Below are 15,259 nucleotides of genomic sequence, written 5' to 3' on the forward strand. Positions count from 1 at the left end.
CCCCAACACGAATTGGCCCCTGACGGAATCCGCTTGTGGTAGGCAAAGCTGATGAACCATGACTGTCGACCGCAGCGGTGATCGTCACCCGAACCGCCGAGCTGGCCGAGGACCATCTCAACGCTGGCACGCTGCACTGCCCACGGTGCGCCGGCCGGCTCGCCAAATGGGGGTTTGGCCGGCGCCGCACGATCCGCTCCCACGGCACGGCGACAGTGACGCTGCGACCACGGCGGGTGCGCTGCCCGGACTGCGAATCCACCCACATCGTGTTGCCGGCGGCATTCCAGGCCCGCCATGCCGACACCACAGCGGTGATCGGCCAGGCACTGCTGCACGAGGTCAACGGACTGGGCTACCGGCGCATGCAGCTCAATCGATGTGTGCGACTTCGTGTCGCACGGCCCGCTTTCTCATGCTCACACGAGAGGAAGACGTGGAGATTTACGCATTGCATCAGCGGGGGTGGTCGATCTCGGCGATCGCCCGCCACACCGGCAGGAACCGCCGAACGATCCGCAATTACATCAAGGGGGTGACCACCCCCGGGGTGCGCACACCGGCCGGTGAGGACTCGTTCGCGCCGTTCGTTGACTATGTGAGCGCGCGGCTGCGCGAGGATCCGCATCTGTGGGCGCGCACGTTGTGCGATGAGCTGGAGGGGCTCGGGTTTTCGTTGTCGTATCCGAGCCTGACTCGTAACATCCGGGCGCGGGGTCTGCGGCCGGTGTGCGAGGCATGCCGGTCGGCGACGGACCGGCCCAACGCGATCATCGCCCACGATCCGGGAGACGAAACCCAGTGGGACTGGCTGGATTTGCCGGATCCACCGGCATTGTGGGGGTGGGGTCGCACCGCGCGTCTGTTGGTCGGGTCGCTGGCGCATTCGAGCAAGTGGCGCGCATCGCTGGAGCCGTCGACCGATCAGCCGCACCTGGTGCAGGGCTTGGATCGGGTCACCCGGGCCCTGGGCGGGGTGACCAAGACGTGGCGGTTTGACCGGATGTCGACTGTGTGCGATCCCGGCTCGGGGCGGATCGCCGCCTCGTTTGCCGGGGTGGCCAAACACTATTCGGTGGCGGTGGCGGTGTGCCCGCCGCGACGCGGCAACCGCAAGGGCGTGGTGGAAAAGAACAATCACACTGCCGCGCAACGCTGGTGGCGCACGGTGGCCGACGATGTCACAGTCGAGCAGGCCCAGGCCGACCTTGACCGGTTTTGCAGCACACGTGCTGATACCAGGATGCGGGCCACCCCTGACGGCAAATCCACCGTCGCCGTGCTCGCGGCGAACGAACCGCTGCAACCCGTTGCGGCGCAGCCGTATCCGGTGATCGTGGCCGAACAGCGAACCGTTTCACGCCAGGCGCTGGTGGCTTACCGCGGCAACCGCTACTCGGTGCCACCCGAACTGGCCATGGCCACCGTCACGGTCACCCGCCCGGTTGGGGGCGCGTTCATCGACATCGCCACCAGCGGTGGGATCGTGATCGCCCGGCACAAGCTGCTCGCCGACGGCCTGGGCGCCACCGTGCGCGATGCCGGGCACGTGATCGCGCTGGATGCCGCGGCGATGGCCGCCGCCAGCACCGGGCGCGGTCATCGACGCAAGGAACGCATCCCACCGGGACCCGCCGCCCGCGCCGCCGCGACCGAACTGCGCAACCGCCTCGCCGCCGGCGAGGGCTCTGTCACCGAATCAGTAACCACTACAAGCAATTCCACCGTCATCGACCTGTCCGCCTACGAGCGGGCCGCCCAGCACAGGAGCACCCTGAAATGACCACCACCGACACGTCCCTGACCATGCCGGCCACCGCCGAGGCGGCCAGCCGCTAGCAGCGGCTGCGTTCGCATTTGGCCGCGCTGAAACTGCACGCGGCCGCCGAAGCCCTGCCCACGGTGCTCGATGAGGCCGCCGCCGAGCAGCTCTCGCTGACCGTGGCGTTGGAGCGGCTGCTGGCCATCGAGGTCGACGCCAACGCGGCCCGCCGGCTTGCCGGTCGGCTACGCTTCGCCAGCCTGCCCACCCCGGCCGCCCTGGAGGACTTCGACGTTGACGCTGCCGCCGGGGTGGACCGCAAACTGATCGATGAACTGGCCACCTGCCGTTACCTGGAGTCGGCCACCAACGTTTTGCTCATCGGCCCGCCGGGTACCGGCAAAACCCATTTGGCGGTGGGGCTGGCGCGGGCCGCCGCCCACGCCGGCTACCGCACTTACTTCACCACCGCCGCCGATCTGGCCGCCCGCTGCCATCGCGCCGCGATTGAGGGCCGCTGGGCCACCACCATGCGGTTCTACGCCGGACCGAGCTTGCTGGCCATCGATGAGCTCGGCTATCTGCCGCTGCCTAACGAGGCCGCGTCCGCGTTGTTTCAGGTTGTCTCGCAACGATATTTGAAATCCTCTATCGTGTTGACGACCAATCGTCCGGTGGGGTCGTGGGGCGAAATCCTGGGCGACACCACCGTTGCGGCTGCCTTGTTGGATCGGCTGCTGCACCGCTGCGTGGTGCTCACCCTCGACGGCGAGTCCTACCGGCTGCGTGACCACCAGGCCGCCGCCGAGAGCCTGCGCCGGGCAACCACCGGGACCAGCCGATGAACCAACCAGCCTCAACACCCACCCGAACCCCCGACCCAACCCACCCCGGAGACATCATGAATACCCAACCCGCCCAACAAGTTCCAGCCAGCATCACGCGGTCTGATCAGTCACTGTGCCTATGCCATGACATGCTCGACTGCCCCGACCAGGACGCCGTCGAGATCAACGCCACCCAGCTCGCGCGCATCGCCGAACTCCTCGACACGCTCGACGGGTTCCTATGCCACGCCGACGGCGTCGCCGACCGTCTGGCCGACTACCTCCGAGCCACCGGACGCGACCGCGCCCAACCCCCACACGGGGCCAGCTACGACGCCAACCTGCTCATCGACCAGGTCAGCTTCACCGCCCACGCCCTCCGCGCCCACCGCCAACAACCGCTAGAGTAAGCGCCGGTCACCGGTGAGCAGTTTCCCCGAGCAAGACTGAGCACTTTCGATGAGCGTCATCAGTGGCCAGCCTGTTCTAAACTCGCCCAATGCGGGCCTACCCCACTTACCTATGAGGGCAACGCCACCCAGTGGCGTGGCTCGGACTCCGTGAATCGGTAGGCCTGACCGCGGCTTCCGACGATGGCGATTCGATGCAGATGGTCGACCAGATTGCGTTTGACCGGGTCATAGGATTGGGCGCGGGACCGTGTCGAACCGCCGTGGGCTGGTACGTCATCGCGGCACGATAGCGACATAGCGTCGGAGCAGCGCCCGCACTCTGGCCGGCACTTTCGTCGGTGGACTGGAGATCATCTGCGCTGCCACCCGCGCAGCGTCACCGCGTTCGCCGGCCCTTGTGATCTTGGGGTCGTCCAGGCGCCACGGTGATGCGCGGTATTCGGGTTGTGATGCCACGATCTCCAGCAATGTCTCGATGTCCTGGAGGTCACGTTCGGAGTCGCGAACGGTACGTGCCAGCATCTTCAGCACGAATGCTGCCTCGACGTCGGGAACCGGGACTTCGAACTCAATCATTTCGCCGTCGGTGAGCCGGGCTGTAACAGCGACTTCGATCGGCGGCAGGGCCAGCGACACGCGCAGCCCTGGCGCTCCGTCGAAGGCTCGTTCGCCGATGATCCGCTTGCCCGGTTTGGCTGCGGCGGGAACCAGGAGGTCAACCGCTTGCTCACCTCGCTCGTAGCGGTTGCCGCACTCAGCGCTGTACCCCAGCGCGGTGAGCCGATCGTGGAGGTCGCCCGTGGTCGCCACGTTTACGTCGATCCCGGTGTCTGCGTCGGAGGTCAGCCGCGGTTGCCCGGCATGTTGTAGACATGCCGCAGCAGCCGCACCATGTGACCGCCGATGACGCGGTACTCGATGTCGGCGGCGACAGCGGCCACGTCGCGCAGCGCACGTATTCCGTTGTCGTCGGCCACCGCGGTGCAGGCCATCACGACCGATGCTGTTCCGGTCATCGGTGCACGATCCAGTCGCCGAGACGCTGCGGTGCACCGTCGCCGAGGTCGGCGCCGTCGCTGAGGTCCTGAAGCGCAATCACTGGATCCACGGTGATGATGTCGGAACGCTGCGTATCACTAACCCGCAGCCACCAGGACGCGGTGGTCCAGACTGTCGGATCGGCGGGAACCCGCACGGTCAAGGTCGCTTCCTCGGCGGTGGCCTCCACCAGGCCGAACTCGGAGAGGTCGATCAGTTCTTTGGCGTAGACCAGACCTCTGGTTGGTACCCGCCACGGTTGCAGGACGTCGGCGGCGACCTCGCCGCCGGCAAGGATCCGCACGGTGAGCTCGGCACCGAGTCGGGTCGCGCTGCGCACCTGCTCCACTACCGGATCCATTCCATACCAGTATGTTTCGACGAGTCCGCTGTCTGCGGGGACTGATGCCAGTTTCATCATGAGTTCCCGGCGTGCAGCCTCGGTCATGGGCGTGTCCGGCAGCGGATCCTTCTCGGTCATCTTGGACACGGCCTGCTGGCTGACTGCGATGGCCGCAGCGATGTCGCGTTGGCGGAGGTGGTCGCGCGTGAGCACACAGACCCGTTCGGCCGCCCGCCGGCGCCAGCTGCGCTCGCTGGCTGCGCGGTGTGGCCGTCCTGGTGTGGGCGTTCGGTACGTTCGCCCGGAGAGCACCAGTTCGCCGGTACTGCCGACGCTGAGATCCACGTCGATGTGAGCCAGGAGCGCTGAACGTGCCTCGTCTGAGATGGTCTCGCAAACCACGAAGACGCGGCGGCCCGGATGACGGCGCACGTGACTGAGGACGGCGGCCGGAGATGGCACGCGTTCTGCCAGTACTAGGTCCGCTACCACGGCGCGGCCATCTATCCGGTATGTGATGCTGTGTGCGTCGCCAGTCACCACCTGAACGCCGGCGTCGACCAAGCGGGCAGGAATCGAGGCAGACAGCACGCTATTACTCTAGCAGTGACCGCTTGTCAAACAACCATTTGTAGAGAAACATACTTTTGGTTGTTTGACTTGAGCTAATCAGTAGCGTATTTGCGCAGGTGATTGACACGTCGCAGGCCGGAAGGAGTTGAACGGGGCGAGCGTCGAAGAAGCCGAGCACCAGATGCCAGCGCATGTCATTCGCCAGGGTCAGAAAGCTGGCTGGTCAACGACTCAACTCAAAGACCTGAACTCGTGTCGCAGATGGCCAAGTCCCCCTCGGACACTTCACAAATGCCGTTGTGAGACCCGCGTTATGGGTACCCCTGGCAGCATCGGATCGATTGCAAGGGATCACTCACAATGCCGGTGTTGAACCATCACATCGTCGCGACCGGCGACAACAAAGCCACTGCACGCTTCCCCGACGACGAGGTCTATCTGTGCGGCCCGGAAACCGCAGCCGCTTCGGCGGTAACCGGAAAGATCACCGACCCCCGCACCCTCGACATGCCCTATCCGCGGCTCAGCGAGCCGGAAGCGAACTCAACAGTCAACGACTTGCTGGTTGCGCCGTCAGACGACGGTTCCACCGAGCCGATCAAGGGTCGCAACCATGTGGATATCCATGATTTCGAACCGCTGCCGGATGAACTCGAAATCCTAGTACTGATCATCGTCGACGATCACGTCACCACCGATGCGATCATGCCCGCCGGGGTCGAGGGCATGTCGCTGTGGAGCAATCTGCCCGGCATGATCGAAAAAGCCTTCGGCCCAATCGACGAAAGCTACGTTCGGCGGGCCCGCGAGGCGGGAGACCGCGCAATTGCCGCTGGACGCAACTACGGTCAGGGTTCCAGCCGTGAACAGGCCGCGCCCGCCCCGCGGGCACTTGGCCTTCGTGTTGTGCTGGCCGAAAGCATCGCGCGCATCCACGCCGAGAACCTGGCCAACTTCGGCGTGCCGCCCTTGACGTTCGCCGATCCGCATGACCGCGAGCGCATCGATAAAGGAACGACACTACGAATCACCCAGCTGCACAGGACACTTCACGACGGTTCCGGTGAGCGCGACGTCGCGCTCGACCACGGTGACCCGATCAGCATGCAATACCGCCTGTCGCCCCGTCAGGTCGACATCTTGCTCGCCGGCGGCACTATCCCTTGGAAGCGCCATTCAACTCGCGCGTGCCGCAGGCTAATTGATCCGCCGCTACTCGGCGGAGCCAAAATTGCGACGAAGCACCTCCCCGTTCGGCTTTCCGCCCAATGCGGCAGATATCTGATCCCAGGACCAGTCAGCGGCCCGGGCTTCTCGTACGGCCAGCTCGATTGCCTTCTGGGCAATGCGCCTGGCATCGGTGGCAGCGCCGACCAATTCCTCAACAGACGCCGTCATGCCACAAATGATGGCATATTTTATGGCATAAATAAGAGGAGATCGCGTGGCGACAGGTTTTCCTTGGCGCCGCCGCGGGAAGCCGAAGGTCGGAATACATCACGGACCGCCCGACACGGCGCTACCGGTCGCAATCGGCCCTAAGCTGCGAAATAGAACAAGAGCGAAGCGCAACCCATGAATCGACCCGGCAATTTTGCGCGGCGAACCTCCCGACGGACGTTCCGCGACCGTCGGGAAGCTGGCCGTGTGCTGGCTGAGGAACTGGGGGCGTACCGCGGCAAGGCCGGGCTGCTGGTCCTCGGGCTGGCCCGCGGCGGCGTTCCGGTCGGCTGGGAAGTTGCCGCGGCCCTGCACGCGGAGTTGGACGTGTTCCTGGTGCGCAAGCTGGGCGTGCCGCGGTGGTCGGAACTGGCGATGGGTGCGCTGGCCAGTGGTGGCGGCGTCGTCATCAACGACGATGTGGTCTCGAGTCTGCGCATCAGCGACCGGCAGGTGCGCGAGATCATCGACCTCGAAACGATCGAGCTGGACCGGCGGGAACGGGCCTATCGCGGCGGGCGGCCGGTCCCAGATCCGCACGGCAAGACCGTGATTTTGGTGGACGACGGGATCGCCACCGGGGCAAGCATGCTCGCGGGAGTGCGCGCAGTGCGCGCCGGCGATCCGGAATCGATAGTCGTCGCTGCCCCGGTAGGGCCCCCATCAGCTTGTCAGGAATTAAGGCGGGAAGCCGACCACGTCGTATGCGCAAGCATGCCAGCCGATTTCGAGGCGGTGGGACAGGTTTTCGCCGACTTCCATCAAATAACCGATGACGAGGTCCGCGAACTGCTCGCCACTTCGCCCTCGGCGGGTGAGCCCTAACCCGTGTTGTGGTCGTCGCCGCTGACGCTGTCCGCGGCGTCCACTTCGGAGGCTGGACCCTCCGCTGCAGAGGCCTCGCTGACGCCCGCATCGAAGGTGTCCGCGGGGTAGCCTGCGGGCTTGTCGCCACCAAGCTCATCTCGCTCGACCGTACCGGACGTTTTGGTGACTGCGCCTGGCCCGCGCCGCTGACGTTCCTGTAGCGCATCGATGATGAGCAGCACCACACCCAACACGCTGGCACCGATGCAGAGCCAAGCCACCAACTCGTTGCTGGTGACAACTGCGAACACCAACGCGGCAAGGCCTATCACCGCTAGGACCAGCGCAATTATCAGCATCGGTAAAACCTCCAGGCGAAGGGGCAACGTCGCCGACACCGCAGGATAGCGACCGCCGTTGCCGCCGCTGTGGCCGAGTTAGTTACTACCGCGATTGAACTGGTTAAATCCGTCGTCATTGGTGGCGCTGGAATCGACCGGTGCAGCCGATCCGCGCTGCCCGAGCTCTTCGAGCTGGGACTCCAGGTATGTCTTGAGCCGCGTGCGGTACTCGCGTTCGAACGTGCGCAGCTGTTCGAGGCGACCCTCGAGCACTGTGCGCTGCTGGTCGATCGTGCCCATAATCTCGGAGTGCTTGCGCTCGGCGTCGGCTTGCAACGCGTCGGCTTTCTCCTGGGCCTGGCGCAGCTGAGTTTCAGAGCGGGTTTGCGCGTCGGCCAGCACCGCGTCCGCACGCTGGCGGGCCTCCGCGACCGTCGTCTCCGCCTCACGACGCGCATCGCTGACGATCTGCTCCGCATTGGCCCGCGCGTCGGCCATCAGCTTGTCCGACTCCGCCTTGGCAGTGTCGGTGAGTCGGTCGGCGGTGTCCTGGGCCAGGGTGAGTACCCGCGCCGCCTTCAACACGTGCTCTTCGTTCGCGGCACTGGGCGTGGCCTGGGGGGCGGGTTGCGCCGGCTTGACCGGTTCGGGCTCGGCCTCGGGCTCGGGCTCGTACAGCGGGATGGCTTGGGTGGCTTGCCCACTGGCGCCGGCACCGGACCGGGCACTGGCCAGCTCCTCGTCCAGCTCGTTGATCCGCTGACGCAGGTCGGAGTTCTCCTCGATGAGCCGGGTCAGCTCGTTTTCTACTAGGTCGAGGAAGGCGTCGACCTCGTCTTCGTTGTAGCCACGCTTGCCGATCGGCGGCTTACTGAACGCCACATTGTGGACGTCGGCGGGTGTCAGCGGCATTCTTTGCCCCCTTGGGTGTGGACGGTCAAACCGGCCAGGAAAGTGTAGGTCGGCATGAACATTGTCGTAGCCATACGGCAACTGCCGCCCATCCTGTCACACCAGACCCTGCCGGTTGCCGATTCACCCGATAAATAAGACCGAATTTCAAAGATTAAGAGCTGGCAAACCAGCGCCCTAATCCACACAAATGCAGTCCGCGCAAACTGTCCCGGGCCCCGCGGTTGACCGCCCGCCGTCGCATGTCGGCGGATTCAGGTGGCGGCGCGGAACGCCAACTGCATGCCGATGAACGCCACCAACAGCAGCACCATGATCGACAAATCGAAGCGGACCGCACCGATGGTGAGCTGCGGGATCAGCCGGCGCAACAGCTTCACCGGCGGATCGGTGAGCGACAGGATGATCTCCAGGATCACCACGGTGGTACCGCGCGGCCGCCAGTCGCGGCTGAACGACCGGATGAACTCGACCACTACCCGGGCGATCAGCAGCAGCCAGAAGGCGAACAGCGCGTAACCAAGGGTGTAGAAGAACAGCGCCAACGAAAGCCCGGCCTTACTGATAAGGATGTGACATCCACGACAGCGCCGAAGGTTGGTCGGCGCGGTGATCGTCAGCCTACCCGGCGACGGGTAACGGGATTGATTACTGGTAGGCGTAGAAGCCGGTCTCGGCGATGCGCCGGCGCTCCTCGGGCGAGACGTCGACGTCGGCGGGTGAGAGCAAAAACACCTTGGTCGCAACCTTGTCGAAGGAACCACGCAGCGCAAAAGCCAACCCCGCTGCGAAGTCGACCAGCCGCTTTGCGTCGGCGTTGTCCATCGACACCAGGTCCATGATCACCGGGGTGCCGTCGCGGAACCGCTCCCCGATTGTGCGGGCCTCGCTGTAGTCCTTTGGCCGCAACGTGGTGATCTTCGACAGGGGGCTGCTCTCGTCGAACAGCATCGCCATCCGGCGCGGATCCATCGCCAGTGCGCCGCGGGTCGAACCTCGCAGCGACCCGAAGCGCGGCCGGGCCAGGTCACCGCGGTCGTATTCGTGCGGCCGGAACCGGTGTTCGTCGGGGTAGCCGCCGCGGTAGCTGGCCGACGCGAAGTCGCTGGGCTCGGCGCGTGGATCGTCGTAGTCGCGCCCGTCATAGCGGCCGTACCCGTCGTCGGCAAACCGCTGCCGGGGATAACCGGCCCTGGTCGGCGCATGATCGTCGTAGTACTCGTCGTCGTAGTCCTCCATCGGAGCCATACCGAAGTAGGCCTTGACCTTGTGCAGTGTGCTCATCGCCTGGCCCCTTCTAGGCTCTGGGAGTTCGGTGTCTGTGATGAAGGCGTGACTGGAGTGACTAATTAGGGTGACGGTAGCGGTCTCCTGCCTAATAAGGCGGTACCGACACGCACACATGTCGAACCATGTTTGATCGCCGTTTCGAGGTCCTCGGACATCCCCGCTGACAATCCCACCGCGTTCGGATAGGCCCGCCGGACCCGCTGGTGCTCCGACTCCAGACGCGCGAACGCCGTATCGGGATCCCAATGCAGTGGCGGGATGCCCATCAGCCCGACCAGTTCCAGGGATTCGGCGGCCTCGACCTGGGCGCAGATCTCGTCCACCGCCCCTGGGTCGGAGACGTCGACACCGCCTCGCGACACGTCGCCGTCGAGGCTGATCTGCACGTAAACGCGCAGCTGACCGTCCCGACGTCCGTCGCCAAGTGCCGCTGCCACGGCGCGGTCGAGCGCCCGCACCACCCGGGTAGTGCTGACCGAGTGGGCGGTGTGTGCCCAGTTGGCCAATGACCGGGCTTTGTTGCGCTGGATCTGGCCCACCATGTGCCAGTGCAGGCGCGGCGGCGTCCGTGAGGGCCCTGAGCCGCCCAGCAACCTTGCGACTTCATCTGCCTTTGCCGCCGCCTCCTGCTCCCGGGATTCGCCGAACGCGGTGCATCCCAAACTCGACAAAATCGCCACATCGGTTGCTGGAAAGAATTTGGTAACAGGCAGGAGTTCAATTGCGTCGACTTTGCGGGCGGCCGCGTCGGCGGCCGCTGCGACCCGCGAACGCACCGCTGTCAAAGCGTCGGCCAATTCGGATTCCCGCTCCGGTCGGGGTGAAACTTTTCCCGCCATTCGACAGTCCTGGTTCACTCGATCCACACCACCGATGCCAGCCGCCCGGTCGGGGCGTCGCGGCGATGGCTGAACAAGCTGACGTCATCGACCGTGCACCGCGGGTCAACGTCGATCGCGCTGAGGCCCAAAGTCTTTAGCTGGCGGGCGATTCCGGCGCGAAGGTCCAGGCCAGGCGTGCCGGCCGACGTGGTGGTGCGGCTGCCCGGCAACGCCGCTTCCACCTCGTCGGCCATCACCGCGGGAACTTCGTAGTTGCGGCCGCTGACCGCCGGGCCCAGCAGCGCCGAGATGTCCGGTAGATGCGCTCCCGCGGCCACCATGGCCTCGACCGCGCGGGTCACCACGCCATCGCGGGCGCCGACCCGACCGGCGTGCACGGCGGCGGCGACGCCGGCCCGCGCGTCGGCCAACAGTACCGGCACGCAATCGGCGCTTACCACGGCCAAGGCCAGCCGCGGCGTGGTGGTCACCAGTGCGTCGGTGTCTGCGACCGGGGTTTTGCGCGGCCCGTCGATCACCTCGACGCGATCGCCGTGGACCTGGTCCATCCACACCACCCGGGCGGCGCCCAGGCCGATGGTGGCGGCCAGCCGCCGCCGGTTGGCCGCCACCGCGGCCGGGTCATCGCCAACGTGGTCACCGAGATTGAAGGTGTCGAACGGCGGCGCCGAGACGCCGCCAGCACGGGTCGTGGTCACCCGCCGGATGCGAAAGCTCACCCGCCCAGTATCCGCAATTTGCTCCGGCCGAGCGTGCACAGATGTACGCCCGTAATCGGCGTTTCGTGTACAAACACGCACGTCCGCGGCAATGAGGGTCAGCGCCGCATGAACGGCGGCACGTCGACGTCCTCGTCGTCCTCACCACCGATGTTCAGGGTCGCACCGTTGGTCGGCACGGGGACGCTGAGCGCGTCGGCGGGCTCGAACAACGATGAGGTGACCTTGCCGGCGTGGGCCGGCGCGATGGTCTGGGCCTGGGTGCTTCCGAGAACCGGCTTGCGGCCGGGTCCCATGTCGAAGCCCGCCGCGATGACGGTGACTCGCACCTCGTCGCCGAGCGAGTCGTCGATGACCGTGCCGAAGATGATGTTGGCTTCCTGGTGTGCGGCGTCCTGCACCAGCGAGGCCGCCTCGTTGATCTCGAACAGGCCCAAGTCGCTGCCGCCGGCGATCGACATCAGCACACCCTGTGCGCCTTCCATCGAAGCTTCCAGCAGCGGCGAGTTGATCGCGATCTCGGCGGCCTTGAGGGCGCGGCCGTCGCCGCGGGCCGACCCGATCCCCATCAGCGCCGTCCCCGCACCGGACATGATGCCCTTGACATCGGCAAAGTCGACGTTGATCAGGCCGGGCGTGGTGATCAGGTCGGTGATGCCCTGCACACCGTTGAGCAGAACCTCGTCGGCGCTGCGAAAGGCGTCCATCAGCGACACCGCGGCGTCGCCCATCTGCAGCAGCCGGTCGTTGGGGATCACGATGAGGGTGTCGCAGCTCTCCCGCAGCGAGGCAATGCCCTCCTCGGCCTGGTTCCCGCGCCGCTTTCCTTCGAAGGAAAACGGCCGGGTGACGACGCCGACGGTCAATGCGCCCAGCTTGCGGGCGATGGTGGCGACGACGGGCGCCCCGCCGGTGCCGGTGCCGCCGCCCTCGCCGGCGGTGACGAACACCATGTCGGCGCCGCGAAGCAGCTCCTCGATCTCGTCCTTGGCGTCTTCGGCGGCCCTGCGTCCGACCTCGGGGTCGGCACCGGCGCCCAGCCCGCGGGTCGAGTCGCGCCCGACGTCGAGCTTGACGTCGGCGTCGCTCATCAACAGCGCCTGGGCGTCGGTGTTGATCGCGATGAATTCCACACCCTTCAGGCCCTGCTCGATCATCCGGTTGACGGCGTTGACGCCGCCACCGCCGATCCCAACGACTTTGATGACGGCCAGATAGTTGTGCGGCGGGGTCATCATGGTGTCTTCCTCCCGGGGAGATTTGGCCATTTGCGTAGCGGCCCGGTAAAACTTAACCTCAACTAAAGGGTTAGAGTTATGTCAGGTTGTTTCGCGCAAACAGAACGGTATGGGCACCGCGCGCCGGATCGATGCAGGCGCGCCGAGGACATCCGGGCGAATTTTGCGCGATTCGTCGGGGCGCCTGCGTCGAGATTGGGTTGAGGGCTGTTGATCCGCAAAACGCACGACCCTGGATGCAATCTCGAGGAAGCGGCGGGAACGCCTACTTGACGGTCGGTAGGTCAGGGCTGGAGACGTCGTAGACCCGGCCGGGCTGGGTCAACAGGGCCGCCAGTTTCTCGGCCTTTTCTTCGGTGCGTTCGTAGGTCCCCCAAATCACCGTGCGGCCATCGGTGAGCGTCAAGGTGATCGAGGCGATCGATGGTACGGCGATCCGTCCCACCTGCGCGACGATCTCGGGTCGCAGCGCTGTCAGCACCGCGAGCGCGGCCTTGGTCGCCGGGTCGGTTGGCCCGGGATTGTCGACGTCGAGGTAGGGCAGTGCGGGTGGCGGCGGGGCGGTGGCGAAGTCGACGCCGTCGCGGTCGTAGAGATGCGGGCCGTCGGGAAAGTCCTTGACCACCACCGGCACCCGCTCGACGATCGTGATCCGCAGCGCCGACGGGTATTGGCGCTGCACCCGCGCACTGGCCACGCGCCGAATGGCCGCCACCCGGTCGGCGACCGCGTCGGTGTTGACCTGCAGCAGCGGCGTACCGAGCCGGACCTGGGCGGTGTCGAGCACCTCGTCACGGGTGACCGCTTCGGTCCCGGTGATGACGATGCTGCGTGCAGACATCACCGGCGTGAAGTAGAGGACCAACCCGAGTGCAACGGCGAGCGCGGTCAGCACCACCGCCGCGAGCACCAGCTTCAAGCCCCGGACCACCCCGTGCGGCGCGGGTTTGGCTGCGGCCCCGGCGCGGCCGCGAGCCTGGCGTTTGGCCTCTCGGCGAGCCTGCTCGATAGCCGTCGCCCGCTCCCGCGCCGCGCGGCGCTCAGCGCGTTCCCGCCTCGCCCGCCGACGGGGACCCTCCACCACTTCGGGCTCTGCGGCCTCGCCGGCCGCGTCGGGTTCGGATCCACCGGCCGTGGCGATCGGTCCGGTGACAGTAGTTTCGGCTTTGGGATCGCTACCCGTGTCGGCCGGCACGCCGGCGTCCTGCTCGGGCATCACAGCTCCCCCGGCCGGCCCGGCATGCTGCGGTTGGCCCGCACCCGCAGCGCGGTCAGGATTTCCGAGCTGAGCAAGGTGACATCGCCGGCGCCCATCGTGACAACGACATCACCTGGGCCGACCGCCTCGGCCACCGCCTCGGCGACCAAGGAGAAATCCGGCAGATACTGCACCGGCACGCTGACGTGCTCGGCGACACTGGCCCCGCTCACACCCGCGAGCGGTTGTTCGCGTGCACCATAGACGTCGAGCACGAAAACTTGGTCGGCGGCGTCGAGCGCGCGACCGAATTCGACAGCGAAAGCCTTTGTCCGCGAATATAAATGCGGCTGAAAGACGACCAGCGACCGGCCGGTACCGCTCTGCTCCAGCAACGTGCGGACCGCGTTCAGCGTGGCGCTGATCTCCGTCGGATGATGGGCATAGTCGTCGAACACCCGCACCGACGCCGCGGCGCCGATCAACTCGAAGCGACGACGCACCCCCTCGAAACCGGCCAACGCGTCGAGCACACCGTCGGCTGGAGCGCCGACCTCGATCGCGGCCAGCAGGGCGCCCAACGCGTTGAGTGCCATGTGCCGGCCGGGCACCGCAAGGCGCATCACCCAGGGATGGATTTCGCCGGCCAGCTTGATGTGCGCAACCGCGCCGGTCCCCTGCTGTTCCCAGGACAACAGCGTGGCGTCCAATTCGGCCGCCGGGCCGCCGGGCCGCCCGTCAATCCCGGAGCCATACCGCAGCACCCGGATCCCCAGCGCCGCGGTGCGTTCCGCCAGCGCGGCCGCCCCCGGGTCGTCGGTACAGACCACCACCGCTCCGCCGGGCGCAACCCGCTCCGCAAAAGCGTCGAACACCGCGGTGTAGGCATCGAGACTGCCGAAGAAGTCCAAATGGTCGGCCTCGATGTTGGTGACCACCGCGACATTCGGCGTGTACTCCAGAAGCGAGCCGTCGCTCTCGTCGGCTTCGGCGACAAAGCAGTCGCCGCTGCCGTGGCGGGCGTTGGCGCCGGCTTCTGGACCAGCGAGGCCCATCTCACCGCCGACGGCGAAGGACGGGTCGCGCCCGCAATGCTGCAGGGCGACGATGAGCATCGACGTGGTTGTCGTCTTGCCGTGTGTGCCGGTGACCATCAGCGTGGTTCGCCCGGCCATCAGCTGGGCCAGCACCGCGGGCCGCAGCAGGACCGGGATGCCGCGTCGGCGGGCCTCGACCAGCTCGGGGTTGGTCTCCGGGATTGCGGCGTGGGTGGTGATCACGGCGGTCGCGCCGCCCGGCAGCAGGTCCAGTGACGAAGCGTCATGGCCGATGCGGATCAGCGCGCCGCGGGCGCGTAGCGCGCGGACACCGCGCGACTCTTTGGCGTCTGACCCCGATACCAGTCCGTCCCGGTCCAGCAGGATGCGGGCGATTCCCGACATGCCCGCTCCCCCGATGCCCACCATGTGCACCCGGCGCAGTTCGGGGGGCAGCGACGCGGCCATCAGCGCCACTC

At 66.5% G+C, this 15,259-nt stretch carries 14 protein-coding genes and 3 pseudogenes; 6 read left to right on the top strand and 11 right to left on the bottom strand.

What is annotated here, in order from left to right; translation table 11 throughout:
- The first annotated feature begins 77 nt into the window (after positions 1 to 77).
- From M5I08_RS13630 to M5I08_RS13645, 4 genes and pseudogenes are all read left to right on the top strand, one after another.
- On the top strand, positions 78 to 539 hold the full coding sequence (locus M5I08_RS13630) for a DUF6431 domain-containing protein (protein WP_249762769.1): 462 nt from the start codon (positions 78 to 80) through the stop codon (positions 537 to 539).
- The gene (locus tag M5I08_RS13635; protein ID WP_249762770.1) at positions 437 to 1,783 is read left to right on the top strand and encodes a Mu transposase domain-containing protein; all 1,347 of its coding nucleotides are present in this window, start codon (positions 437 to 439) and stop codon (positions 1,781 to 1,783) included. The genes M5I08_RS13630 and M5I08_RS13635 overlap by 103 nt, the downstream gene beginning before the upstream one ends.
- Positions 1,780 to 2,607 (top strand): annotated as a pseudogene (istB, locus tag M5I08_RS13640) (IS21-like element helper ATPase IstB). The gene M5I08_RS13635 and the pseudogene istB overlap by 4 nt, the downstream one beginning before the upstream one ends.
- 56 nt (positions 2,608 to 2,663) lie before the next feature.
- On the top strand, positions 2,664 to 2,999 hold the full coding sequence (locus tag M5I08_RS13645) for a hypothetical protein (protein WP_219067231.1): 336 nt from the start codon (positions 2,664 to 2,666) through the stop codon (positions 2,997 to 2,999).
- A 276-nt stretch (positions 3,000 to 3,275) separates the two neighbouring features.
- Here the strand turns inward: M5I08_RS13645 and M5I08_RS13650 are convergent.
- Positions 3,276 to 4,018, bottom strand: a pseudogene (locus tag M5I08_RS13650) (nucleotidyl transferase AbiEii/AbiGii toxin family protein).
- A complete protein-coding gene (locus M5I08_RS13660; RefSeq protein WP_219067288.1) occupies positions 4,015 to 4,926 on the bottom strand; it encodes a hypothetical protein in 912 nt (303 codons plus the stop codon). The pseudogene M5I08_RS13650 and the gene M5I08_RS13660 overlap by 4 nt, the downstream one beginning before the upstream one ends.
- A 537-nt stretch (positions 4,927 to 5,463) precedes the next feature.
- Between M5I08_RS13660 and M5I08_RS13665 the strand changes: the two genes are divergently transcribed.
- Positions 5,464 to 6,498, top strand: a complete 1,035-nt coding sequence (locus tag M5I08_RS13665; protein ID WP_219067232.1) for a hypothetical protein — start codon at positions 5,464 to 5,466, stop codon at positions 6,496 to 6,498.
- Positions 6,499 to 6,519: 21 nt separating this feature from the next.
- A pseudogene (locus M5I08_RS13670) lies at positions 6,520 to 7,221 on the top strand (phosphoribosyltransferase); the annotation flags it as partial.
- Here the strand turns inward: M5I08_RS13670 and M5I08_RS13675 are convergent.
- The 9 genes from M5I08_RS13675 to murC form a co-directional block, all read right to left on the bottom strand.
- Positions 7,218 to 7,562 (bottom strand): hypothetical protein, encoded by a 345-nt coding sequence (locus M5I08_RS13675; RefSeq protein WP_219067304.1) that lies wholly within the window; start codon positions 7,560 to 7,562, stop codon positions 7,218 to 7,220. The pseudogene M5I08_RS13670 and the gene M5I08_RS13675 sit on opposite strands and share 4 nt — an antisense overlap.
- 78 nt (positions 7,563 to 7,640) lie before the next feature.
- Positions 7,641 to 8,456 (bottom strand): DivIVA-like cell division protein Wag31, encoded by an 816-nt coding sequence (gene wag31, locus M5I08_RS13680; RefSeq protein ID WP_219067234.1) that lies wholly within the window; start codon positions 8,454 to 8,456, stop codon positions 7,641 to 7,643.
- A 254-nt stretch (positions 8,457 to 8,710) separates the two neighbouring features.
- Positions 8,711 to 9,001, bottom strand: a complete 291-nt coding sequence (locus M5I08_RS13685; protein ID WP_219067235.1) for a YggT family protein — start codon at positions 8,999 to 9,001, stop codon at positions 8,711 to 8,713.
- 103 nt (positions 9,002 to 9,104) lie between these two features.
- Positions 9,105 to 9,740 (bottom strand): cell division protein SepF, encoded by a 636-nt coding sequence (locus M5I08_RS13690; RefSeq protein WP_219067236.1) that lies wholly within the window; start codon positions 9,738 to 9,740, stop codon positions 9,105 to 9,107.
- 65 nt (positions 9,741 to 9,805) lie between these two features.
- Complete coding sequence (locus tag M5I08_RS13695; RefSeq protein ID WP_219067237.1) at positions 9,806 to 10,585, bottom strand: YggS family pyridoxal phosphate-dependent enzyme; 780 nt, start codon at positions 10,583 to 10,585, stop codon at positions 9,806 to 9,808.
- A 14-nt stretch (positions 10,586 to 10,599) separates the two neighbouring features.
- The gene (gene pgeF, locus M5I08_RS13700; RefSeq protein WP_219067238.1) at positions 10,600 to 11,307 is read right to left on the bottom strand and encodes a peptidoglycan editing factor PgeF; all 708 of its coding nucleotides are present in this window, start codon (positions 11,305 to 11,307) and stop codon (positions 10,600 to 10,602) included.
- Positions 11,308 to 11,405: 98 nt separating this feature from the next.
- Positions 11,406 to 12,542 (bottom strand): cell division protein FtsZ, encoded by a 1,137-nt coding sequence (ftsZ, locus tag M5I08_RS13705; RefSeq protein ID WP_219067289.1) that lies wholly within the window; start codon positions 12,540 to 12,542, stop codon positions 11,406 to 11,408.
- 268 nt (positions 12,543 to 12,810) lie between these two features.
- On the bottom strand, positions 12,811 to 13,761 hold the full coding sequence (locus tag M5I08_RS13710) for a cell division protein FtsQ/DivIB (protein WP_219067239.1): 951 nt from the start codon (positions 13,759 to 13,761) through the stop codon (positions 12,811 to 12,813).
- Entirely contained in the window at positions 13,761 to 15,248 is a 1,488-nt protein-coding gene (gene murC, locus M5I08_RS13715) for a UDP-N-acetylmuramate--L-alanine ligase (protein ID WP_219067240.1), read from the bottom strand. Before murC ends, M5I08_RS13710 begins: the two co-directional genes overlap by 1 nt.
- Positions 15,249 to 15,259 lie beyond the last annotated feature (11 nt).

The organism is Candidatus Mycobacterium methanotrophicum, from assembly GCF_023515995.1.
In the GTDB taxonomy this organism is placed as follows: domain Bacteria; phylum Actinomycetota; class Actinomycetes; order Mycobacteriales; family Mycobacteriaceae; genus Mycobacterium; species Mycobacterium methanotrophicum.

Excerpts from the sequence above, each read along its gene's own strand:
- M5I08_RS13645 (WP_219067231.1), top strand. The coding sequence starts at position 2,664 with ATGAATACCCAACCCGCCCAACAAGTTCCAGCCAGCATCACGCGGTCT.
- wag31 (WP_219067234.1), bottom strand. The coding sequence starts at position 8,456 with ATGCCGCTGACACCCGCCGACGTCCACAATGTGGCGTTCAGTAAGCCG.
- ftsZ (WP_219067289.1), bottom strand. The coding sequence starts at position 12,542 with ATGACCCCGCCGCACAACTATCTGGCCGTCATCAAAGTCGTTGGGATC.
- M5I08_RS13695 (WP_219067237.1), bottom strand. The coding sequence starts at position 10,585 with ATGGCGGGAAAAGTTTCACCCCGACCGGAGCGGGAATCCGAATTGGCC.
- murC (WP_219067240.1), bottom strand. The coding sequence starts at position 15,248 with ATGGCCGCGTCGCTGCCCCCCGAACTGCGCCGGGTGCACATGGTGGGC.
- M5I08_RS13675 (WP_219067304.1), bottom strand. The coding sequence starts at position 7,562 with ATGCTGATAATTGCGCTGGTCCTAGCGGTGATAGGCCTTGCCGCGTTG.
- M5I08_RS13665 (WP_219067232.1), top strand. The coding sequence starts at position 5,464 with ATGCCCTATCCGCGGCTCAGCGAGCCGGAAGCGAACTCAACAGTCAAC.
- M5I08_RS13710 (WP_219067239.1), bottom strand. The coding sequence starts at position 13,761 with ATGCCCGAGCAGGACGCCGGCGTGCCGGCCGACACGGGTAGCGATCCC.
- M5I08_RS13690 (WP_219067236.1), bottom strand. The coding sequence starts at position 9,740 with ATGAGCACACTGCACAAGGTCAAGGCCTACTTCGGTATGGCTCCGATG.